This is a genomic window from Mucilaginibacter limnophilus (assembly GCF_004005815.1).
GTDB classification, from domain to species: domain Bacteria; phylum Bacteroidota; class Bacteroidia; order Sphingobacteriales; family Sphingobacteriaceae; genus Mucilaginibacter; species Mucilaginibacter limnophilus.
Genome location: NZ_SACK01000002.1, coordinates 961,690 through 984,858, shown reverse-complemented (window position 1 = coordinate 984,858; position 23,169 = coordinate 961,690). Strand labels below are relative to the sequence as shown.

Annotated in this window: 15 protein-coding genes; 11 read left to right on the top strand and 4 right to left on the bottom strand. The window is 43.5% G+C overall.

Annotated features, from left to right (window positions below):
• Window positions 1-42 precede the first annotated feature (42 nt).
• Window positions 43-1,641, top strand: a complete 1,599-nt coding sequence (locus tag EOD41_RS08920) for an IS630 family transposase (protein WP_205780506.1) — start codon at window positions 43-45, stop codon at window positions 1,639-1,641.
• Here the strand turns inward: EOD41_RS08920 and EOD41_RS08915 are convergent.
• The gene (locus EOD41_RS08915; RefSeq protein ID WP_127704426.1) at window positions 1,611-2,228 is read right to left on the bottom strand and encodes a hypothetical protein; all 618 of its coding nucleotides are present in this window, start codon (window positions 2,226-2,228) and stop codon (window positions 1,611-1,613) included. The two genes, EOD41_RS08920 and EOD41_RS08915, sit on opposite strands and share 31 nt — an antisense overlap.
• Window positions 2,229-3,480: 1,252 nt before the next feature.
• Here EOD41_RS08915 and EOD41_RS08910 point away from each other — a divergent pair.
• Window positions 3,481-4,653, top strand: a complete 1,173-nt coding sequence (locus EOD41_RS08910; RefSeq protein WP_127704425.1) for an ATP-binding protein — start codon at window positions 3,481-3,483, stop codon at window positions 4,651-4,653.
• Between the two features lie 1,404 nt (window positions 4,654-6,057).
• Here EOD41_RS08910 and EOD41_RS08905 read toward each other — a convergent pair.
• Both EOD41_RS08905 and EOD41_RS08900 read right to left on the bottom strand, forming a co-directional pair.
• A complete protein-coding gene (locus EOD41_RS08905; RefSeq protein ID WP_240663284.1) occupies window positions 6,058-9,201 on the bottom strand; it encodes a GH92 family glycosyl hydrolase in 3,144 nt (1,047 codons plus the stop codon).
• 145 nt (window positions 9,202-9,346) lie between these two features.
• Window positions 9,347-10,243: a magnesium transporter CorA family protein gene (locus EOD41_RS08900; protein ID WP_127704423.1), complete on the bottom strand. Its 897-nt coding sequence runs from the start codon at window positions 10,241-10,243 to the stop codon at window positions 9,347-9,349.
• A 219-nt stretch (window positions 10,244-10,462) separates the two neighbouring features.
• Between EOD41_RS08900 and EOD41_RS08895 the strand changes: the two genes are divergently transcribed.
• The 5 genes from EOD41_RS08895 (at window position 10,463) to EOD41_RS08875 (ending at window position 18,532) form a co-directional block, all read left to right on the top strand.
• Window positions 10,463-11,911: a 3-keto-disaccharide hydrolase gene (locus tag EOD41_RS08895; protein ID WP_127704422.1), complete on the top strand. Its 1,449-nt coding sequence runs from the start codon at window positions 10,463-10,465 to the stop codon at window positions 11,909-11,911.
• Between the two features lie 18 nt (window positions 11,912-11,929).
• Window positions 11,930-14,026, top strand: coding sequence for a plastocyanin/azurin family copper-binding protein (locus tag EOD41_RS08890; protein ID WP_127704421.1), 2,097 nt, complete (start codon window positions 11,930-11,932; stop codon window positions 14,024-14,026).
• 78 nt (window positions 14,027-14,104) lie between these two features.
• Entirely contained in the window at window positions 14,105-17,491 is a 3,387-nt protein-coding gene (locus tag EOD41_RS08885) for a ThuA domain-containing protein (RefSeq protein ID WP_164849904.1), read from the top strand.
• 115 nt (window positions 17,492-17,606) lie between these two features.
• Entirely contained in the window at window positions 17,607-18,068 is a 462-nt protein-coding gene (gene parS / locus EOD41_RS08880) for a type II RES/Xre toxin-antitoxin system antitoxin (RefSeq protein WP_127704420.1), read from the top strand.
• A complete protein-coding gene (locus tag EOD41_RS08875; protein WP_127704419.1) occupies window positions 18,065-18,532 on the top strand; it encodes an RES family NAD+ phosphorylase in 468 nt (155 codons plus the stop codon). Before parS ends, EOD41_RS08875 begins: the two co-directional genes overlap by 4 nt.
• A 2-nt stretch (window positions 18,533-18,534) precedes the next feature.
• Here the strand turns inward: EOD41_RS08875 and EOD41_RS08870 are convergent, their stop codons facing one another.
• Window positions 18,535-19,251 carry a GntR family transcriptional regulator gene (locus EOD41_RS08870; RefSeq protein ID WP_127704418.1) on the bottom strand — a complete coding sequence of 239 codons (717 nt, stop codon included), beginning with the start codon at window positions 19,249-19,251 and terminating at the stop codon, window positions 18,535-18,537.
• Between the two features lie 194 nt (window positions 19,252-19,445).
• Between EOD41_RS08870 and EOD41_RS08865 the strand changes: the two genes are divergently transcribed.
• From EOD41_RS08865 to EOD41_RS08850, 4 genes are read left to right on the top strand one after another with little or no spacing between them, the layout of a single operon-like run.
• Window positions 19,446-20,291 (top strand): class I fructose-bisphosphate aldolase, encoded by an 846-nt coding sequence (locus tag EOD41_RS08865; RefSeq protein WP_127704417.1) that lies wholly within the window; start codon window positions 19,446-19,448, stop codon window positions 20,289-20,291.
• Window positions 20,288-21,436: a Gfo/Idh/MocA family protein gene (locus EOD41_RS08860; RefSeq protein ID WP_127704416.1), complete on the top strand. Its 1,149-nt coding sequence runs from the start codon at window positions 20,288-20,290 to the stop codon at window positions 21,434-21,436. Before EOD41_RS08865 ends, EOD41_RS08860 begins: the two co-directional genes overlap by 4 nt.
• On the top strand, window positions 21,433-21,990 hold the full coding sequence (locus EOD41_RS08855; RefSeq protein ID WP_127704415.1) for a D-lyxose/D-mannose family sugar isomerase: 558 nt from the start codon (window positions 21,433-21,435) through the stop codon (window positions 21,988-21,990). Before EOD41_RS08860 ends, EOD41_RS08855 begins: the two co-directional genes overlap by 4 nt.
• Before the next feature lie 10 nt (window positions 21,991-22,000).
• Window positions 22,001-23,032, top strand: coding sequence for a carbohydrate kinase family protein (locus tag EOD41_RS08850; protein ID WP_127704414.1), 1,032 nt, complete (start codon window positions 22,001-22,003; stop codon window positions 23,030-23,032).
• Window positions 23,033-23,169: the final 137 nt, after the last annotated feature.

Sequence of the window (23,169 nt, the reverse complement as noted above, 5' to 3'; positions counted from 1 at the left end):
TTAATCGTCTTCAGACTGTAGTATTGCTATACGCTTGTTGTCATGTTATGCAACGCCATTCCTAAAGTTAAGATATGCGCGATCAGGCGGCTTTTTATTGAAGGGAAACTTAACCCGCGCCAGATTTCAATAAAGCTGAACCTGAGCTGCAGCACTGTCAGGAACTGGATAAACGAATTTGAGATTATTAAAACGCTTTATCCGGATCAGCTTTCAAACATGCGCTTCTTTTTAAAACGGGATTATGGTAAAATGCCGCGTATCGGCGCTTACGATGAACTGATCGCCGCGCTGCCGGAACTGGTCGCTTCAGACCCGCATAAACGCCTTACCGCAGCAAATCTCTTTAGGAGCTATCAACTAAAATATATCTGTAAGTATTCCGAAAGTCAGTTTAATAATATTTATGCGAAATGGAGAAAGGACAACAATATCAACGAATTTTATAACAGCCGGGTTAAATATATTCATGAGGCAGATCAACAGATACTGAACGAATGGAGAAAGTCGACCGATCATCGTAACTGGCAGAAAGCGGTGGTGATCCAGGAATCATTTGACGGCAGGTGTCTGCGGGAGGTGGCAGACAAAGTGGAAGTTCATCTGGACACGGTTGAACAGTGGGTGGCCATTTTTAAATTACGCGGTATTGCTGGATTACTGAGAAAACCATGGACGCTAAATGACGAAAAACAGAAAGAAGTTGAGCAGAAAATAAAGAACCTCAATGCGCTTATTCATCAATCGCCATCACTATATGGCATTAACCGGACATCGTGGCGAACAGAAGATCTGGCAGCGGTGTACAGCAAAGTGTATGGTGTTGTATTAACGCGCAGTACGGTTTGGAATTATCTGCAACGGCAAGGTTACCGGTTTCGTAAAGCCAAGGAAGTCCTGACCAGCCCGGATCCGAAATTCAGGGAAAAACTGGATAAGATCACCTCCATACTGAACAACCTGAAACCCGACGACCGTTTTTTCTCGATCGATGAAATGGGTTCCTGCGGCATCAGGGCAAAAGTGGGTTGGTCGTATACAGAACCTGGTGAACAAAAGACAGTCAAAGCGCATCAAAAGGCTAAAGCGTATATTATCTGTACCGCTGCACTCGAATTAACAACAAACCAGGTTACGCATTTTTACTCCCGTGCCAAGAATACTGATGAAATGATCAAACTGATGGAAGTACTTATTGAGCAATACCGGGGCATGAGGAAAATCTATTTATCCTGGGATGCCGCGAGCTGGCATGCGTCCAGTAAACTGAAAGAACGGATCAAAGAAGTAAGCGCCAGGGCATATCGTAAAGAACATGGCACACCTGCCGTCGAACTGGCGCCCTTACCTGCTTCCGCGCAGTTTCTGAATGTGATCGAATCGGTATTCAGTGGTTTGGCAAAAGCGGTACTGCACAATAGCGACTATAAGGGTGCCGATGATTGTAAACAGGCGATAGACCGCTACTTTTCGGAGCGGAATGCCTACTATCTTAAATATCCGAAACGCGCCGGAAAACGTATCTGGGGAAAAGAACTCGTTCCTGCTAAATTCAGCCCCGACCAAAACTGTAAAGACCCAAGGGTAAGGTTTAATGGAAAAAAGAAAAGTCAGGCTTTGAAGAAACCGGTCAATAACTGACTTTTAACAGCATGCATGTTTTGCTCCATCCGGTGATATAGCTTGTCATAATGTGTGCATAGGTCAAAAACCGCCAGATGGTACGTTTTGAATAAGGTTTCGGTTTCTTCACTTGGTGAATTCCGGATATGATCTGACAGGTCCAGCACTTTCAGATAAAGCTGATGAGAGGTCCGGTTTGTCTCCAGCATTTCCTGCATAGTGAAGGGCAAGTCAAAATAGATGCTGGCTAAATTGTACTTCCAGTTCTCTGTGTTCAGTTTATTCTGATAGGCATCGAGCTCCTCCATCTCATTTTTTAAGTATTGAAGAGTTGTTAGACTGCGGTCGTCACGGCGGTTTGTCCAGTAAGCGATATTTTTCTTGATCATAGACATCAGTTCCCCGTTCATGAAATAAAAGCTCTCCCCCACTTCAACCATTCTGGAGCGGTACTGATTCCGGACATCGTTTTTCTGCTTACGCCGGTCATTAAGATAAGTGAATGTTCCGGTGAGCACCTGGGTAAGTAACGCGCCGGCCAGTCCTGCAAAGGCGCTGATCTGAAGTATGGTGTTGTTATCGCTCATACGCGAATATACAAACATTTACCTTATTTTACTAATTATATTAGCAAAATAGGCCGTATTGATGATGGCATGTATCTCCGTTAAGCTACATATGGAAACGTTTCTTCCCCTCCCACATCACACGGGACTGTCTTAGATAGATGATCAATTTTAAACCTGAAAATATTGTCATTGGCCGGGAGGAAAGACTGGCTGCAGTGCTTAGCGAGATAAGCAAACAGGCTGGTTTTTATTTTTCATACAAGAATCCTAAACAAGGACAGCCTTGTCAGCATCAATATCAGTAACCAGCCGGTAGCAATGGCATTGAAAAAGTTATTTAACGAAAGATATGACTATGCTGAGCAAAATAATTATATAATAATAACTAAGGCGTAAGACGCTAGTCTTGAAACAATAACGAAAGACGCCCTAAAATCCAGCTAGATTGAGGGAGAAATATTGGATGTAGTTCAGATCGTCAATTGCACGGAGATTAGGGGTGAATTGCAGGACTTGTACCTTCTGATCGTAACGCAGACGGTATTGTCGAAATGATGCTTGACGCAAATCAGTATAATTAATAACAATTTCCCTTTTGTAATTTAATGAATAGATAATCGAAAGTTTATCGATTATCTATTCAATTTTTTACATATGCTTATGGACGTCACTCGGCTGATTAGAGCTCATGGATCGCAGCCGCTTACACATCAGTTGTTGATATCTTTTTTAAAAGATTACAGTAGGCCTAATGACAAAAACAAGCAAAGTATTTACGACTTCAGCACCCGCACGCACGTCTTTCTGACCTGCAGCAGTCCGTCTTCCAGCGCGTAACTGAATTGACTCGAGGGCTGCAGCTGCCGACAGCGCGAAGTGAAAATAATGCGGTCGACTGGATAGTATGGTAAACTGTGGGTAGGTTAAAGATACAAATAAATGTTAAGGTAGATTTAATAGGTATATATATACAGTTCAATATTCACCACTTTAAAAAGAATGCCCCTTTTCCCAAAACACCAAAAGGGGCATCTTCAAAGATTTCGCGATTTCTAAGAGCCACAAAGATAACGTTTTAACTAAACAAAGAAAGAAACAATAAACAACTCCAGGCACCCCTTAAAATATGATTAGGTTGCTACAAACGTACCTGAGTTATTAGCAAATGCAAATATATAAGACAGATTCTATTTAGTCTAAAATTAGAAAGTCAGCTTCAGTTTTATGATTAGCCATGGCATGAAAGAAATGTTATACAAATTTAACATTTAATGTTAAATTTGTATAAATGATTAAGCGAAGAATAACGATTGAACTTGAAAAGACTTTAAAAAGAAGCGCTTCAGTAGCGCTGATGGGTCCGCGTCAGGTGGGCAAAACAACACTTGCAAGGGATATAGAGAAAGCTAATAAAAGTGTTTACCTTGACTTAGAGCGTAAGCGCGATCTGCAAAGAATTCAGGACATTGAAGCTTTTCATACAGAAAACCGAGACAAGCTGATCATCTTGGACGAGGTGCAGCGGCTACCGGATATATTTCAGGAATTGCGGGGAATTATCGATGAGGAGCGCCGACGCGGCCACAAATACGGACAGTTTTTGTTCCTGGGTTCGGCATCTATGGATTTGTTGCAACAATCAGGAGAATCACTGGCAGGGCGCATCAGTTATCTCGAATTATGCGGTATTGATGCTTTAGAGTTCGGTGCACTATCAGCCGACAAACTCAATCAGTTATGGCTGCGGGGAGGATTTCCGGAAAGTTTATTGGCCGCAAGCGATGAAGATAGCTTGATTTGGCGAAATGATTTTATCCGAACTTACTTGGAGCGTGACATACCACTGTTAGGTCCGCGGATACCGGCTGAAACACTGGAACGGTTCTGGACAATGCTTGCTCATATTCAAGGCGGTATCTTCAATGCTTCTATGCTGGCAAAAAGCCTTGAGGTGAGTTCCGTTACTGTAAGCAGGTACTTAGACCTCATGGTTGATCTGTTACTCGTGAGACGCTTACAGCCCTGGACAGCAAATATCGGCAAACGTTTGGTTAAAAGTCCGAAGGTTTATGTTCGGGATAGCGGAATAACCCATGCCTTATTAAATATCGAAAGATATAATGATCTGCTGGGACATCCAGTTTCTGGGGGTAGTTGGGAAGGTTTTGTTATCGAAAATATAATATCAGTAGCACCGAATAACGCCAAGGCATACTATTACCGAAGCAGCAGTGGTCATGAAATCGACCTGATTCTCGAATTTTCAGGACGGGAGACATGGGCTATTGAAATCAAACGCAGTACCGTCCCGGTACTTTCCAAAGGCTTTTATCAGGGGTGTGAAGACGTTAAGGCAGATAAAAAGTTCGTGGTCTATGGTGGACATGATCAGTTTGCTCTCCAGGACGGTGTTACCGCCATCCCGCTCGTTAACCTTATGCAACAACTTGTAACGCTTTAATTTCGCTCGAGGTAACCTGCGGTTTGTTACTTCCATTTAATTAAATTGCTGTTGTTAGGTCTATTCTCCCAAGGATAGCCACCAGTTCATTATCGATTCATCGGAAGGAGAGCCAAGGTTCTTAATGACCCAGATGGTTTCCCGGCTGAAATTTGGTCCTCTTAAAACATGATGTCATTATAAACATTGAGTGTATCCGGTAAGACCTTGAAATTGATTACCGTTAGACACTCGCTTAAATCAATGCATTCGGCATGGGAAGGTTAACATTTTCTTAAATTAAATTATAATCAGCCATAACCCTTTTTAAAAATAACTTGTGGCTGATTATGTTGTTTTATATTTAGCCACAACCCCTATGTCTGTATCGTTGTGGCTAAATATAGAATGCTTACATTCATGAAAAATCAACGTTAAAATAGAAATGAAAGAGGTTATCGGTCGTATAGAACAACAACTTGTACTCGGGCAGGCCTTGCAATCTAACGAGGCAGAATTAATTGTTATATTTGGTAAAAGTCGGGTCGGTAAAACCTATCTGATCCGAAAGTCCTTTCTAATATTGCCTTTGAACTTTCTGATGTCCACAATGTAATATTAAAAGACCAGCTAATAAATTTCAGCAACACATTGGCTGAAAGAGTGCAATTACCTATCCCGCCAGCTATTTCAAATAACCGGACACAGGCTTTTCAAATGCTTAAAAATCATGCAGAGCCGCTCTTAAAGAAAAACAAATGCGTTATTTTTCTGGATGAGTTCCCCTGGTTATGTAACCCCTCCTAAAAACCGGACTGCTTAAAGGACGAAAAGTCTTAACTTTAAACAGTCCGGTTTTTAGGAGGGGTTACATACTAAATATATGGTCGCCACGATATTTCATGATCTGGTTAGTAAAATTAAATTATCCAATAATTGCTTGTGAATTGAGCCTGGAATGCAAATGTCAAATATAAAACAGCTTACTCACGTCTCTGTCACAAATTATAAGATTCTACACTAGCTGAAAGTGTAAGTGGGCTGAATAGCATGACTTTATAGCGGACGATAATTTCATGTGATTAACCGGTGCAACATATAATTCAGTGTTAAAAAATCAAAGTTGACATTATGAGTTGTTATGTCTACTTTTAGTATCACACAGAGTTCTTTAAAACACTTCAAAATAACTGGTGCCCTCAGTGGTGCCCAAGTTTGATTGAAATTGAATAAATGTGCCTTTTTAACGCTCAAAAGAGGATTTTTAAGCTCTTTTGATAAACAAAGGTTATCCCAGCGGGATCACAAAAAAAGCCTCTCTAAGCAATTAGAGGGGCTTTTTGATTTACGCGGTCGGTTGCATTAGAGATTTTTTAAGTTCTTTCTTAAAGATTAGTTCTTGCGAATTTATTTCCAAAGACCCGATTAATCGACACCCCATTTTTCATTCGGTTTATCCCCCATTTCAAGAACCAGCGAACCGCCTTTCAGGAGTTCGCCCGCCGGAAAATAAAAGGCGTTCAACGGCCGCCCGTTCAGCACGGCACTTTGCACATATAAATTTTTTCGTGAGCTGTTTTTGGCAATAATGGTGAATGTTTTGCCTCTGCCGAACTGCTCACCGAGGTCAATTACCACCTTTTGAAAAAGCGGGCTGCCTATTTCATATACTGGTTGTGAACCTGCTCCTCCGTCTGTTTGAAACAAGCCCATAGTTGTCATCACCAGCCATGCGCTCATTTGTCCCTGATCTTCATCACCAAGATAGGCGTTTCCGGGCTTATAACCATAAAAACGATCAAGAATAGACCGGCTCCATTTTTGTGTAGACCATGGCTTACCGGCCCAGTTAAACAGAAATGCAAAATGCATGGATTGCTGGTTGCCTTGCACTACCGGATAATCCCAATACTGGTCGTTCATTCCGTTATATCGCCATGGTTCGCTTTGTTTAAATCCCCATTCCAACCTGTCAACAAACCTTTCTTTACCTATCATTTTTACCAGTGCAGGTACATCCTGAGGTACAAAGAAGGTAAGCTGCCATGCGTTACCTTCAACATAATGTTCATTTGCGCCGGTTTTAAACGGATCAAAGTTACCGACCCAATTGCCGTTACTGAGCTTCATGTGGCAGTAGCCTGCGGTATCAATGGCGTTTCTCCACCAGTATCCGCGCTCATTAAACTGGTTGAACAAGTCCTGATTACCTAATGACCGGGCAAGTTGCCCTACTGTCCAGTCATCGTATGAATACTCCATGCTGTTGGAAAAACGTCCCGAATCTGAGGGCACATAGTGGTGTTTTAAATATGGAAGCAAGTCCCGGTTTCCTGCATACCCTGAAAACACTTTTTGCGATGGCGTGGTCTGCATTTTAACGGCCGCTTTAAGAGCTTTATCTGCATCAAAATCCCTAATACCCATTTGGTAAGCTGACACAATAAACGGAATTTCATGTTCGGCTACCATTACCGGTATGTAGTTCATGCCTGCCGGTCCTTTAGCAAGCCAGCCGTTGGCGTCATACATAGCCAACTGCGAGTTTACCCAGCGTTTACTCCACTCCGGGGTGACCAGGTTCCACACCTGATTAAGGTTCCAGAAAGTGTTCCAGAAAGCGTCACAGCCCAAGGCAACATCGTCTTTGCCCTTTAATTTTCTAATCTTGCCGTCGGTACTTCGCCATTCACCGTTCAGGTCGCTCCAGGTGCTCCGGCTGCATATTGACCGGTATAGGGCGTTGTAAAAACGCATTTTTTCGAGCCGGTTACTCGTACTGATCCTGACCCGGTTAAATATTGCGTTCCATGTATCAAGCTGATGGGCCCTAACTGCATTAAAATTCCACCCGAAAGGTGTTGATATTTCAGCTGATAAGCTTTGTTTTGCGTTATCAAGGCTTACCAGCGAGATGGCCGATCGGACTTGTACTACAGGATTTTTTGATGCATCGAACTGGACAAATAAGCCTGCATCCTGAATGTCTTTGGCAGATAAACTTTCTTTGTAGTTGATATTTTTATTAATCCAGTTACCGATATTTTGTATAGGTTGATCGAATTCGACAACGAAATAGATCGTATAATCCTGATAGGCATCGCCACCCCATACTTCTTTTTCATATTGGCGCGCATATCCTTCAATGCGGTTAGCACTTACTTTTTTAACGCTTACATCTTTAAGTTGATAGTCATATTCGGCAGGAATGTGGAGGTCAAGTAAAATACGGGCGCTATCCCGGTCTTTTGGGAAGGTGAATCGCTCAAACCCGCATCTGGTTGTTGCTGTTACTTCGGCTTTGATGTTATAATCTTCCAGATCCGCTTTATAGTAGCCGATAGGCGCCTCTTCAGTTCGTTTGTTTATTGCTGAACGGTAACCTGACCCGGATTTCATTTCTGTGCCGACACTTGTTTTCAGGGGGCCGTTTGTTGCAAAAACACCAAGCCCCGCCATTGTCCACTCGTGGATATGACTGAAAGTGCCGATGCTTTCGAACGAAGGATCATAACCTGCCTGCCACCCCGGGCTTTGGTTATCCGGGCTCATTTTTACCATACTGAAAGGCATCCATGGCCCGGGAGCGATCATCCATCGCGAATGGGCAGTTCCTAACCTGGTATCAACATAATCAGCAAGTGCCTGCAGCTTTCCGGGCGATCTTTTAACAATACCTTCGCTAACTAACCGGCCGTCTTCCAAAATCTGGTATGTGCTTAGTTTAACACTATTTACGGCTGGCATTAGCGCCTCAAACTCATATGCGCCGCTTTCTGCAAGTTGGCTAAATATTGATTTGCCATCAAGCCTGACGTTGATTTTTGGCCGCCCGTTTATGTGTTGCACACTAACAATCAAGGGCTGTGATTTGCGCCCGTTTTCAGTTAATTCGTATGGTGCAGGTTTTACATCTTCAATAAAAAACTTACCGGGTTTTTGCACGGTAGTTTGTACCGGGCCATTGAGGGCTACCTGGTCAAACATGATCCACGATCCCCGAAGTACTGTAATAATAACTTTATTACCACCCTTTTTTAAGTCGCCGGTACTAAGCGCAATTTCAATTACTTTTGGAGTTGGATTAACAGCATGCCCCTTTAAGGCGGCAGTATCAACATCAGCTTCGTTTAGTCCCGGCCGCGGTTGTTTACTTACATCGTAGCCTTCAGCACTCAGCTGATGATACTCATCTTTGTTGTTCACCGTTACCTTAATATAAGGAAGAAACTTTTTAGCAAAATCCTTTAGACGGATAACCAGCTTATACCGGCCCGAAACAGGTGCACCCTTTAGTGCAAAAAGAATAGAAACCTGGTTGGTCCGCCATCCTGCGGTAGGCCATGTCCCTCCCCAGGTATCAACAGGCCCGGGCAGCACATACGGAAAATCTTGTTTTTCTTTCGAATGGCCTATTAAATAAAACTTGTCTTCATACCCGAAATCTTTAGCCACGAACTGTTTGTAGCCGCCCGGCGCCAATGCAAATTCATTCGCTAACTCATCGGCTTTGCCAACCGCCCAGATTGCAGACAACTTCTGCTGCGCAGTTACAGTAGACAAGGACATAATGCAAAGTCCAATTACGACATATAGTACATGCATTTTTTTCGACATATCATTAACTTTTTGATATTTGTGATCTCAGTTTCTAAGCTTACTCAATTTTTTCATGCGGATGCTTTACCGGTTAATAAAGAACCTGATAAATAAACTACAGCCAGCCTTTCCTTCTGAACCAAAAATAAATAAGTATGGTTATAACTACCATCAGCCCCAATACACCCGGATACCCCCAGTGCGAATCTAACTCCGGCATAAACTTGAAGTTCATCCCGTAAATGCCCACAATAAAGGTTAGCGGCATAAAGAAAACCGAAAACACGGTAAGTATGCGCACGGTTTCGTTGGTGCGCTGCGCTGATACATTGAAGTATAAGCTTAACAGGTGGTTTATATTTTCAGACAGCGCGTCGTAAATATTCTGCAGGCGCACATACAAATCGCGCATGTCGCGTGTGCCCACGTCGCCTTCTTCGGCATCTATATTATCTACAATATCAAATGAAAGGATGAACATGCGGCGTATCAGGTCGACCTTCCGCTTCAAAAAATACATTCCCTTTAACAAAGGCGTTTTGCGGCTGCGTAAAAATATCTGCTCTTCATAGTATTCCAGTTCCCGGCCAAGTTTAACTGAAGGCTCTTCATAAGTATTTAAACACTGTTTAATTATGATGTTAAGCAGGTGAAAGGAGCTTGAACATTTGCCGTGCTTAACTTCTTCGGCAAGAGTATCAATAAACGCATGCGGTTTGCGGTGAATAGTAATAATAAACTCTTTTGAGTAAAAAATAGCCACTTTATGTGTTAGCTGCTGTACGGTATCGGCTTGCAAGGTTTTTATGTCAGTATGTATCCTGAAGATCATGAATACATAGTTCTCCATGCTTTCGTACTTCGGCAAATGGTCTGCTTGTAAACTATCTTCAAGCAGCGCCTCATGCAGATGGTATTTCTCAGCAGTTTCATGAATTTCATCATGATGAGGGTCTGTGATATCTATCCAGTCAAAGCCGTTATCTTTTTTAGTAGCAATTTGTTTAAGCATGTTGCAAAATATCAAATTAAACACCTAAGCATCAAATAAGTTCCATTAATGATAAAACACTTGTTAAGGCAGGGTTACGCTTTTTGCAACTGATACCATATTACAAATAGTATTATCCATAATTGCAAAAGCAATCGATGTTTTTTTGTAAAACATTCAATACTAAACCATTTTCGGTTACAAAATATTTATATTAGCCGTCCTTCTATAGATAGATTTATGAGAAAAAAGTACCTGCTTAAAACAACCCTCTTCGCGTTGTTATCCGCAGCTATAATTCCCTTGCGCAGTGATGCGCAAACGGCAGCTGCAAATCAGATTTCGCTGAATGATCTTTCCGCTTTTAAAAACCCGCCTGAAAACTGGTCGGTTGCAGGATCAGTCAAGGCCGACTTCAACAAAGCTAATGCCCTTGAAAAGAAAAACGGCACAGGCATACTGGTAAACATTACCGATAAAAAGAAAAACGAAGACATTTTTACAAACTTTGAGCACGGCGATATTGACCTGAGCGTTGATTTCATGTTGCCGAAAGGCTCAAATTCAGGCATTTACTTGCAAGGCAGGTATGAGATACAGTTATTTGACAGCTGGGGTGCTCAAAAACTTACTTCTTCAGACCTTGGGGGTATTTATCAACGTTGGGACGACAGCAAACCTGAAGCCGAAAAAGGTTATGAAGGTGTGGCTCCGCGCATAAACGTTAGCCGTGCACCGGGATTGTGGCAAAACATACGCATAGTTTTCCAGGCGCCAAAGTTTGATGCGTCAGGTAAAAAAACGGCCAATGCACGCATTGTAAAAATTGTGCTGAATGGAGTGAGTATAATAGAGAACGCTGAGTTACAAGGACCTACACGCGGCTCGGCTTTCCCGAACGAAGCAGCGACTGGTCCGTTACGCATACAAGGCGATCATGGTTCAGTAGCGTTTAAAAATTTCAAATACAGTAGCACAGTAACCACAAAAACAACTGATGGTACTAAACAAAGGGAATGGTGGGATGCCGACCGACCTGTTTATGTAAAGGTTGGCACCGAGCCTGAACTGCTGCGCAGTTTTGTTGATATTCCGGGCAAACGCGTTACACATGCAGTAAACGTTGGTTACCCACATAATATTAGTTATAGCTTTGATATGGATAACGGCGCATTGTTCCAAGTTTGGAAAGGCGGCTTTGTTGATGGTACACCAATGTGGAATTTCCGCGGCGACGGAAACACCACCGCTATTGGCAGTAAATTATTTTTTAATGATGCCCCGGCCCTTGCTACACTTGCAAATGAGGGTGCAGCCTGGCCCGATACAGTAGCTACCGGCAGTTTCCGCCCTAAAGGTTATGAACTTGACGACAAGGGATATCCTACTTTCAAATACACTTTGAACGGATTTACAGTTGATGATAAAATCACCAACGACGACGGCAAAACACTTACCCGTACGCTTAGCATATCAGGCACCGGCAAAGCATATGTACGTGCAGCCGCTGGCAGCGATATTGTTGAAGCAGGTGATGGCTTGTACAGTGTAAACGGCTATGAGTATTATGTACAGGTAGCAAAAGACGCTAAAGCTATTATACGTAATTCATCTAAAGGTAAAGAGTTGCTTATCCCTGTAAAAGATGCAGATAAAGGCGCTTCAGTTAAATATTCATTGATCTGGTAATTCAGCAAAACTGTTATAATGAAAGCTATTGTTAAAAATATATTAATGACTTTTAGCGTAGCTGCTACTGTTGGATTAGCAGCTAACGCCCAAAATAAGCCCGCCAAAGCGGTACCTACTGAAAAAGATTATTACCGCATTGTCACATTGCCAATACCCGAAGGTATTGAGCTTGAAGTAGGTGGATTAACATTGTTGCCAAATGGCAATATTGCCGCTTCTACACGTCGTGGTGATGTTTATATTATTGAGAATCCGTACATGCTTAATGGCGGTTCGCCGTTTTACAAAAAATTTGCTACAGGTTTACACGAATCATTGGGCCTTGCTTATAAAGATGGTGCGCTGTATGCTGTTCAGCGTGGCGAGTTAACCAAACTTGTTGACAAGAATGGCGACGGTAAAGCCGATGTTTACGAAACTGTGTTTGCATGGCCGTTATCAGGTAACTATCACGAGTATAGCTATGGCCCCATTTTGATGCCAAACGGCAACTTTATGGTAAATGCCAACGTAGGTTTTGACGATGAATGGTGGCGTGGTAAAAGCCTTGTGCCCTGGCGCGCATGGGTAATGGAAATTAGTCCGGATGGTAAAATGACCCCATATGCTACCGGCTTACGTTCTCCGGCAGGCCAAGGTATTATTGACGGCAAATATTTTTATTCTGAAAACCAGGGTGACTGGGTAGGTTCAGGGCATTTAATGCAGCTTAACCGCGGCGATTTTGCAGGCCACCCCGCAGGTTTAAGGTGGGCCGATCAGCCAAACTCGCCTGTTAAAGTACGTACACAGGATATTTACTCAAGGGTTGATCCACGTTTTAATCAGGGAAAAATTGAAGATGATGATCCAAATCGACCCTATAAAACCCTTTTTGAAGTAGCTAAAGAAGTACCGGGGGTTAAACTACCTGCAGTATGGTTGCCGCACTCAATTTTGGGAACCTCAACGTCAACAATGATGCAAATACCGGCTGACAATAAATTTGGCCCTTTTGCCGGCCAGGTGTTAATTGGCGACCAAGGACAAAGCCGCTTGAACCGTATTTTTCTTGAACAGGTAAAAGGTGAATACCAAGGCGCTGCTTTCACTTTTCGTGAAGGTTTTGAATCAGGCGTGTTACGTCTGACCTGGGGTAATGATGGTTCGTTATTTGTTGGTCAAACCAGCCGTGGCTGGGGCTCAAAAGGCCAAAAAGAGTTCGGATTGGAAAGAGTTGTATGGTCGGGCAAAACACCTTTCGAAATGAAAGCTGTTCGCGCCATGCCTGATGGTTTTGAAATTGAATTCACTAAACCGGTAAACAAAAAGACAGCTGCCGATCCGGATGCTTATAGCTTAACAGGCTTCATTTACAAATATCATCCTGTTTACGGCAGTAACGTAGTGCGCGAGCAATCGTTGGTTGTTAATGCCGCTATCGTATCTGAAGATGGCTTGAAAGTACGCCTTGTAGCCGATGGCCTGCGTGAAAAATACATTCATGAAATTACATTGAGTGATAAAGTAACTTCAGCCGACAGCAGCAACACCTTACTGCACCCAACCGCTTACTACACGCTTAACAACATTCCTGACGGTGCAAAGCTGAATGTACCAAAACGTGCAGCTACCGGCCACGACCATCATAACATGGGCGGTATGGCAGGCACATCAAAAGCGCCTGAGAAAAAAGCGGCTGCAGCACCTGCTTCAACAGGTTTAAAAAAGAACCAGGTTACAAAGCCTGCATCATGGACAACTATCGATCAAACAATTGTACTTGGTACAAAACCGGGCTTAAAGTTTGACAAAGCCGAGATGACTGTTAAAGCAGGCAGCAAGGTGAAACTTACTTTTACCAATAATGATGATATGCCGCACAACTTTGTAGTTGTACCTGACGGGCAAGCTGTTGCTGTAGGTGAACTTGCCATGAAAATGGGATTATCGGCTGTTAAACTAAGTCATATCCCAAATACGCCAAAAGTGTTGTTTAACACTACGCTGGTCGGCCCTGGCTCATCACAAACCATCTACTTTGTTGCGCCAACCAAACCCGGAAAATATACTTACGTATGTACCGTGCCCGGACACTTTTATGTGATGCAGGGTACGCTTATAGTTGAATAAACTTTCCAATTATACCAGCCGGAGAACACCACCACATTCTCCGGCTGTTTCTTTTACAATTATTAACCTATTTTAAACGTGAAGAGATTAATTAACCTCCGTCGCTCAGCTATCGTGCTTTTGCTTGCGTGTGTTGTTCTGGCTTCATGCGGCAAGCGTTCAGGTAAACCTAAAGTGCTGGTATTCACCAAAACTGCCGGTTATCATCACGAATCTATACCTGCGGGCATAGCAGCTATTAAAAAGTTAGGGTCAGCAAATGATTTTGAGGTTGACACTACCACAAATCCGTCTTTTTTTAGCGAGGATACGCTGAAACAATACTCGGCGGTTATTTTCTTAAATACAACCGGCGATGTACTGAACAATTACCAGGAAGCCGATTTTGAACGCTATATACAGGCTGGCGGGGGCTTTGTAGGCGTACATGCGGCTACCGATACCGAATACGGCTGGGGTTGGTACGGACGCTTAGTAGGCGGATATTTCAACGGCCATCCCGAGCAGCAGGAAGCGGTACTAAACGTTGTTGATCGCGAAAACGCTGCAACCAAGCATTTGCCTGTACAATGGAAACGCAAAGATGAGTGGTATAACTTTAAAAAGCTTAACCCTGATGTTAAGGTGCTTATCAAGATTGATGAAAAAAGCTATAAAGGCGGCGCCAATGGCGCCGACCATCCAATGGCGTGGTACCATGACTTTGAGGGCGGCAGGGCTTTTTATACCGAGTTAGGTCATACCGATGAATCATATAAAGATCCGCTGTATTTAAAACATCTTTTGGGAGGTATTCAATATGCCATAGGTGATAATAAGGAACTGGATTATGATGATGCCAAGACCTTACGTGTACCTGAAGAAAACCGTTTTGTAAAAACACAGCTGATACAGGGCGGCTTCTTCGAGCCTACAGAAATGGCCATACTGCCAAACTTCGATATACTGGTTACCCAGCGCCGTGGCGAACTGATGCTATATAGTAACGAGAAGAAAACACTTAAACAGGTTGGTTTCCTGGATGTATATTTTAAATCGAACGCGGTAAATGTAAACTCTGAAGAAGGATTGCTTGGCCTTACCCTCGATCCTGATTTCGAAAAAAACAACTATGTTTACCTGTATTACAGCCCTGCGGGCGATAAACCTATCGACCGACTGTCGCGCTTTGTGTTTAAGAATGATACACTCGATAACAAATCAGAAAAAGTAATACTGGAAGTTGGTACAACCCGCGATATATGCTGCCATACCGGCGGTTCACTGGCGTTCGCCAAGGATAACATCCTGTTCCTTTCAGTAGGTGATAATACAACGCCTTTTGACGAGCCAAATCAACCCTACCCTACCCGCAGCTTCGGCCCTATGGACGACCGCCCGGGGCATGAACAATATGACGACCGCCGTGCGGCTGGTAATACAAATGACCTGCGCGGCAAGATCCTCCGTATAAAAATAAATAGCGATGGCAGTTACGGCATACCTGATGGCAACCTGTTCCCGAAAGGCACAGCTAAAGCCCGCCCTGAAATTTATGTAATGGGTAACCGTAACCCTTACCGTATATCGGTCGACAAAAAAACCGGTTATCTCTACTGGGGCGAGGTTGGCCCGGATGCGGCTAACGACAGCATAGGCACCCGCGGCCCGCGTGGTTATGATGAGGTGAACCAGGCACGCAAAGCAGGTAACTTCGGCTGGCCGTTCTTTGTAGGTAATAATTATGCTTACAATATGCACGATTATAACACAAATAAAAATGGCCCCCCTCAGGATCCGGCTCATCCAAAAAACACTTCTCGTAATAACACCGGTTTGGTTGATTTGCCACCGGCTCAACCTGCGTATGTTTGGTATCCGTATGCCATATCGCCTGATTTCCCTGAGTTAGGCACAGGTGGCCGTACCGCGATGGCTGGTCCGGTATATTACACCGAAGATTTCCCTGAGGATACCCGTTATCCGGACTATTATAATGGCAAGTTCTTTATGTACGACTTTATAAGGGGATGGATAAAAGCGGTTACACAACTGCCAAACGGCGACCTTGATAAAATTGAGCCGTTTATGCCGAACAGCCATTTTAATTCGATGATAGATATGGAAGTGGGTAAAGACGGACGCATATACGTACTTGAATACGGTAATGGATGGTTCAACCGTAACCCGGATGCCGGAATAGTGCGAATTGATTATTTATCAGGCAACCGTCCGCCGGCTGTGAAAAACCTAACCATTGAGAAAACAAGCGGTAACCTGCCATTTGTACTTACAGCTAAGGTTGAAGCCGTCGATCCTGAAAAAGATCCGCTTACTTATGTATGGCACATCGGTAAAACAACAACCACAACCAGCGAACCGCAGTTGAAATATACTATTAAGCAAGCAGGTGAACAGGAAGTATTTGTTGAAGTAATGGACGACAGCAAAGCATCGGCAAAAAGCAATACGGTTACCGTATTTGCTGGTAACGAACGCCCTGAAGTAAAAGTAAGCGTACAAGGTAACCAAAGCTTCTTCTTCCCGGGCAAGCCGGTTAATTACAATGTTAGCGTGACTGACAAAGGCGCTCCGGTTGATCTGGCTAACCTCTATATTTCCGCCGATTTCATAAAAGGTTCTGACCTTGCAGGCGCCAACTGGGGCCACCAGATTATGCAGGCCACCATGGCAGGTAAAAACCTGATGCTAACGCTTGATTGCAAGGGCTGCCACAAGGTTGATGAAACCTCAATAGGCCCTGCGTTTAAAAAGGTAGCTGAGAAATACCGCTCTTCGCCTGACGCAAACTCATACTTGCCTGCAAAAATTATAAAAGGCGGCGCAGGTGTTTGGGGTGAAGTGGCCATGCCTGCGCACCCAACCTTAAAGGAAAGCGACGCGAAGCTGATAGTAACCTGGATACGCTCACTTGCCGATCAGGATAAGCCAAAATCGTTGCCTGCTAATGGAACGCTTACGCCAAAAGCAAGCGATGTTAAGGAACAAAACACGGTGTTCAATATCAATGCCAACTATACCGACGCCGGTTCGCAAGGCATGGTACCCCTTTCAGGTACAGCTTCGTTAGTGTTGCGCAACAGCGTTATTGATGCCGGTGAGTTCCAAAACATAAAAGAGTTTTATGTTGACGATCAGGGCGGCAGCAAATCGGTTGTATTACCGTCAACTACAGGAAGCTTCAAGGCAGGTAAGTTTGACTTAACCGGCATAACTGCCATTGAAATGAACGGCTTTAGCAACGGTGATGCGGCTAACTATACAATTGAAGTATATGCTGATAAGCCCAACGGCAATAAATTAGGCACAGGTACGCTTGCCTTTAAAGCCGGTAACCAAAAGCTATCTGTTAAAATATCACTGCAAAAACTTGCTGACGGTAAGCCGCACGATGTGTATATCGTTGCAAAACAAACCGGCGCAAGCAAGAGCAGGCCGGCTATAAAAACCGTAAGATTTATATAGTAATCTTACTTTAATGTAAAATTCAGGCGATGCTGATTAGCATCGCCTTTTTTAATGAAACAAATTTGATATAAGCGACATTTTATCTTTATATTTGGTAAAATTGTCGCGCAATATGAAAGTAGCAGAAAGAAAGGCAGCAGCTTACGAACCGGAATTTCTTCATTTGCTTGGAGGAGCAGAGGTGGTTAACCGCCCCATGGATTCGGAGTTCGACGTTGTGTCGTTAAGCAATGAGGGCATTACCAAAGCGTCTGTTGATGTACTCACGAATTATCTGGGCATTACCAGAAAAGTTTTTGCCGAGGATATTCTGCAACTATCAGTAAAAACCCTTGAGCGCAAAAAAAGCAGCGACAAACTCGACAGCCGTACTTCATCACATGTTATTGAGATAGCCCGTGTGGTTGAACATGCGCTTGATGTTTTTGGCGATGAAACCATGGTTAAGCTATGGCTTAATACAGCAAACAGAGCATTGAACAACATTAAGCCTATACAACTGTTTAACAATTACACCGGTTTAAACATGGTTGATAACGTATTGGGCCGTATTGAACACGGCGTACTTTCGTGATAACGGTTTACCGCATAGCCAAGGCCGAAGCACGGGCCAATGATCTGTCAGGCTTTGGGGCCTTTAGCTTTGGCGGTCGGTGGAATAACCCCGGCACTTATATGCTTTATACAAGTGAGAACAGCTCACTGGCTTATCTGGAAAATCTGGTACACTTTGATGAGTTGTTAATGCCGCCGCGTTTGTTTATCTCTACCATTGAAGTTGATATCAAATCAAAACAGTTATATGTTTTACCAGATGAGGATTACCCTGAAAAGTGGCTGCAGCTGGATAATCTGGCAAACAAATTTATGGGTGATCAATGGATGCATGAAAAAAAGCACCTTGCTGTGAAGGTCCGTTCAGCAGTAAATACCGCGGAATATAATTATCTGCTTAATCCGCTATTCCCCAAGTATACCGAACTGGTAAAAGTAAAGCACATCGCCCCCCTTAATATCGATGCCCGATTAGTGAAATAACTTTAAAAGTTCTCGTGCAGGTAATATTCTTCAGTATTGCTGTACAACCACGAATAAATATTAAGGTTACGCTTGTTGGTGATCAGCTTACGTTTCATATGAACAATTGGGGTACCCTGCTGCAGGTTTAACAATTTACCAATTTTTTCATCGGCGCCTATGGCCCATATTTTTTGCTCGCCTTCTTTAACTTCTACCTGGTAATTTTCTAAAAGCGTTTTAAATAACGACCGGTTCTCCAAATTACGGGCAGTAAAACGCGGCAGGCCGACGTTAGCTATAAACGTTTCCTCAAACAGTACCGGCAAATCATTAATATACCTTAGTCTGCTGAAGTAAATGCTTCCGGCTTTCAACTCCTCATCACTCAAATCATAAAAGAAATCAGCATCCCAATCTCGCTTTTGAGGTTTATCAAGCAGTTCTGTTTTTAAATTCTTCCCTCCTACACCTGCTGTAAATCCGCTTACTGAAAGTATGCCCAAGCCTTTCTTAGGTTCAGCCACAATGCTTCCCTTACCCTGCTGACGGGTTATATAACCTGCATTCAACAGGTCGGATAGGGCCTGCCTTACTGTAGGGCGTGTAGTGTTATATGTTTTACAAAGATCGTTTTCCGATGGAAGCAGGTCTCCCTTTTTATAAGTCCCTTTATCAATAAGCTGCTTCAAATCAGCAATCAATTTTTTATATAAAGGCTGCTCCGTACCGTTTCGCATAAGTAATGTGAGGTTTAAAACAGTAAATATTACTCATATAAAGCATAAATACAAATCGAGCGAACATTTGTGCTGAATTATTCTCATTAAGAATGATATCTGTATATGTTATTATAACTACACATTTTTTGAACATTTTTTCAAAATATTTCTACTTGTATATACAAGTTATAAATTTTTATATATTTGTTTTTATGAAAGCATATAAACTGAACAGATTATTTAACAGCAAATCGGGTAATTGCTTTGATGTTGCTATTGATCATGGTTTTTTTAATGAGGCAACTTTTCTGAAAGGAATAGAAAATATAGAAAAAGCGGTTAAGGTTTTAGTTGATGCCGCGCCTGATGCCATACAACTTACCGTTGGTCAGGCGCAGTACCTGCAATCAATCCCCGGCAGGGAAAAACCTTCGCTGGTGTTACGTACCGATGTCGCCAACGTTTACGGCACCGAGCTGCCCCGTACGCTGTTCAGCCGAATGATAGAAGAACCTGTTGAGCAGGCCATTCGCTTGGATGCCACCTGTGTGGTAGTGAATCTGTTCAGAATACCAAATGAACCTGAAGTAACCGACCAGTGTATCCAAAATATATTAAAGATAAAACCGGTATGCGAGCGTTACAGCATGCCGCTGATGATAGAACCACTGGTGTTCAGGCCGAACAGCCAGGCAGGCGGTTACATGGTTGACGGTGACGTGAATAAGATCGTCCCGCTGGTACGTCAGGCAGTTGAGCTGGGCGCTGATATCATCAAAGCCGATCCTACTGACGACATCAGTGAATATTATAAAGTGGTTGAAACATCAGGAAACATTCCTGTGCTGGTTCGCGGCGGCGGCCGTGCAACGGATGAGGAGATCATCAACCGAACTTACCAGTTGATGCAGCAGGGCGTACGTGGCATAGTTTATGGCAGAAACGTAATACAACACCCTGATCCTGCCGGTATGACACAAACTCTTATGGCGCTGGTACATGAAGGCATTACGCCAGATGAGGCATTAGCAAGATCGGAAAGGACAGCCGCTGTATGAAAACAGTAAATATAGGCATTATTGGCGGCGGGCTTATGGGTCGCGAGGCAGCCAGCGCTTTCGGTCGCTGGTTCGCACTGAACGATTTCCCTGTAAAGGCCGAACTTAAAGCCGTATGCGACCTTAACGAAAACGTACTGTCCTGGTATAAAAATGTGCCTACCGTTGAACAACTTACTACTGATTATAAAGAACTGCTGGCCAATCCGGCTATTGATGTAGTGTATGTAGCAGTACCGCACAACCTGCATCTTGAACTGTATCTTGATGTATTGAGCGCTGGAAAAGATCTGCTGGCTGAGAAGCCCTTTGGTATCGACCTTGAAGCGGCTGTTGCCATAAAAGAAGCGGCTGAAAAATCAGGCAGGTTTGTGCGCTGTAGTTCTGAATTTCCGTTTTTACCGGGAGTGCAGCGTGTGATCAGTGAGGTAAATTCAGGCAATCTTGGTAAGATAATTGAAATTAAAGCCGGTTTTTTGCACGCCAGTGATATGGACTTTAACAAACCCGTAAACTGGAAACGTCAAACCAAATACTGCGGTGAAATTGGTGTAATGGGCGACCTTGGCATGCATGTGCTGCATGTGCCTTTACGACTTGGCTGGAAACCTGAACTTGTTTTCGCGCAACTTCAAAAAATTGTAACCGAGCGCCCTGATGGCAAAGGCGGCATAGTGCCGTGTGATACCTGGAACAATGCGACGTTAAGCACACAGGTTACAATAGAGGACGAAGCCGTACCCATGACGCTTGAAACCAAGCGCCTGGCTCCCGGAGAAACCAATACATGGTATATTGAGGTGTATGGCACTCAAGGCGGCGTAAAGTATAGCACCAAGGATACTAAAGCATTATGGTTGTTTAAGATGGGAAAAGAACAGTTTTGGCAGCGTACCGATCTTGGTTTTGCAGGCGTGCCTTTTCCAACCATTACTGGTGGTATATTTGAAACCGGTTTTCCTGATTGCTTTATGCAGATGCTTGCCGCTTACATTGCCGAACGCGAAGGTGTTTTGAACGGTCGCTTCGGGTGCGCTACACCTGATGAAGCAGTGGAAAGCCATAAAGTATTTGCTGCTGCGCTGCAATCGGCCAAAACAAAAAGTGTGGTAAACATTGCCAGTTACGAAACGCAACCTGCATGAAAAGATCTGAAATAAATAGAGCTATAAGCGCTTCAAAAGATTTTTTTGAAAAGAACGGATGGGTATTGCCGCCTGACCCGAAATGGGATATAACCGATTTTGGATTGGGAAATTTTGATAAAATTGGCCTTGTTTTAATTAACTTAGCTGAAGAGGAAGAATATTGCGAGAAGCTGATGTACGCCGCGAAAGGGCAAACCACTCCGGCGCATTATCACAAGCAAAAAAAGGAAGATATTATTTGTCGTAACGGCCAGTTGGTAATACAGTTTTGGGCCACTGATGCTGAACGATTAACGGATGATGGTACACTTGAAGTTAAAATAAACGGCCAATACAAAACCATAAACAGCGGCGATAAGGTCACGCTTAACTCGGGTGAGCGGGTGACCATTGTACAAGGTGTGTGGCATGAGTTCTACCCTGAAAGCGATGGATGTGTGATAGGCGAAGTATCCACCGCTAATGACGACCTGAACGACAATTACTTTTTTAACCGGGAAGTAGGCCGGTTTTCAGACGTTTTAGAAGACGAAGAGAAACTATACTTATAACCAATTATAAATGAAACGGGAAGGCATATTGGTTGGCGGCAACTGGATTGTTGACCAGGTGAAGATAATTGACAAGTATCCATCACAGGAGGCTTTGTCAACTATTCTTTCACAGGAAAGCAGTAACGGTGGTTCGGCGTACAACATATCAAAAAACCTGCGCAAAATGCAGGTGCCTTTTCCTGTTGAAGCTATTGGTTTGGTCGGTACCGACAGTCGTGGTAACAGCATCATTAAAGAATGCGGCAAACTTAATATAGATACCCGGCAATTAACCCAGATAAAAGAAGCCGGCACATCTTATACCGATGTAATGTCGGTAAAATCCACAGGCAAACGTACGTTTTTCCATTACCGCGGTGCAAACAGCCTGCTTGATGTACCACATTTTGATTTTACCGCATCTCAGGCGAAAATATTTCATCTTGGATACTTGTTGTTGCTTGATAAGCTTGATGCGGTAAATAACGGCACTACCGGCGCGGCACAAGTGCTCAAAGCCGCGCAAGAACAGGGTTTTATAACTACTGTAGATCTTGTAAGCGAAGACAGTGATCGCTTTGCCAGCATTATCCCGCTGGCGTTGCCTTATACCGATTATTTGTTTCTGAATGAGTTTGAAGCCTGGATGCTTTCGGGCGTAAATACTATAACAGGCAACAATGAAATATCAATAGAAAAATGCTATCTGGCTGCCGAAAAGATACTGGAAATGGGTGTTAACCGCTGGGTGATCATACATTTTCCCGACGCTACTTTGGCTGTAAACGCGCAGGGCGAGAAAGTGTATCAGTCCAGCTTGAAAGTACCATCTGAAAGAATAGCCGGTTGCGTAGGCGCAGGCGATGCTTTTGCCGCGGGTGTGCTGATGGGCATACATGAAGAATGGAACATGCAGCAATGCCTGAATTTAGGCGTATGCGTAGCTGCTTCAAGCATGGCAAAAGCAACCTGTTCAGAGAGTGTAAAGCCTTATAATGAATGTTTAAAGTTGGCCCATGTGTATGGCCACAGAACTGCCGCAACGGCAGTAGCTATATAAAATATTGGGTAGGGTTGCTGCTTTAATGCTTGCATGGTTATTGGTTGACTTGCAGTATAAATAAACAGCAAAACCCCTATCCCAATTTACTCGCTTCGGGTTATTGGTTGACCTTAGTGAGTGCACACGTTTGTTCG

Coding starts and splice junctions, on each gene's coding strand:
- EOD41_RS08900 (WP_127704423.1), bottom strand. CDS start 10,243: ATGCTTAAACAAATTGCTACTAAAAAAGATAACGGCTTTGACTGGATA.
- EOD41_RS08910 (WP_127704425.1), top strand. CDS start 3,481: ATGATTAAGCGAAGAATAACGATTGAACTTGAAAAGACTTTAAAAAGA.
- EOD41_RS08905 (WP_240663284.1), bottom strand. CDS start 9,201: ATGTCCTTGTCTACTGTAACTGCGCAGCAGAAGTTGTCTGCAATCTGG.
- EOD41_RS08865 (WP_127704417.1), top strand. CDS start 19,446: ATGAAAGCATATAAACTGAACAGATTATTTAACAGCAAATCGGGTAAT.
- EOD41_RS08890 (WP_127704421.1), top strand. CDS start 11,930: ATGAAAGCTATTGTTAAAAATATATTAATGACTTTTAGCGTAGCTGCT.
- EOD41_RS08895 (WP_127704422.1), top strand. CDS start 10,463: ATGAGAAAAAAGTACCTGCTTAAAACAACCCTCTTCGCGTTGTTATCC.
- EOD41_RS08870 (WP_127704418.1), bottom strand. CDS start 19,251: ATGCGAAACGGTACGGAGCAGCCTTTATATAAAAAATTGATTGCTGAT.
- parS (WP_127704420.1), top strand. CDS start 17,607: ATGAAAGTAGCAGAAAGAAAGGCAGCAGCTTACGAACCGGAATTTCTT.
- EOD41_RS08860 (WP_127704416.1), top strand. CDS start 20,288: ATGAAAACAGTAAATATAGGCATTATTGGCGGCGGGCTTATGGGTCGC.
- EOD41_RS08920 (WP_205780506.1), top strand. CDS start 43: ATGTTATGCAACGCCATTCCTAAAGTTAAGATATGCGCGATCAGGCGG.
- EOD41_RS08855 (WP_127704415.1), top strand. CDS start 21,433: ATGAAAAGATCTGAAATAAATAGAGCTATAAGCGCTTCAAAAGATTTT.
- EOD41_RS08850 (WP_127704414.1), top strand. CDS start 22,001: ATGAAACGGGAAGGCATATTGGTTGGCGGCAACTGGATTGTTGACCAG.
- EOD41_RS08915 (WP_127704426.1), bottom strand. CDS start 2,228: ATGTTTGTATATTCGCGTATGAGCGATAACAACACCATACTTCAGATC.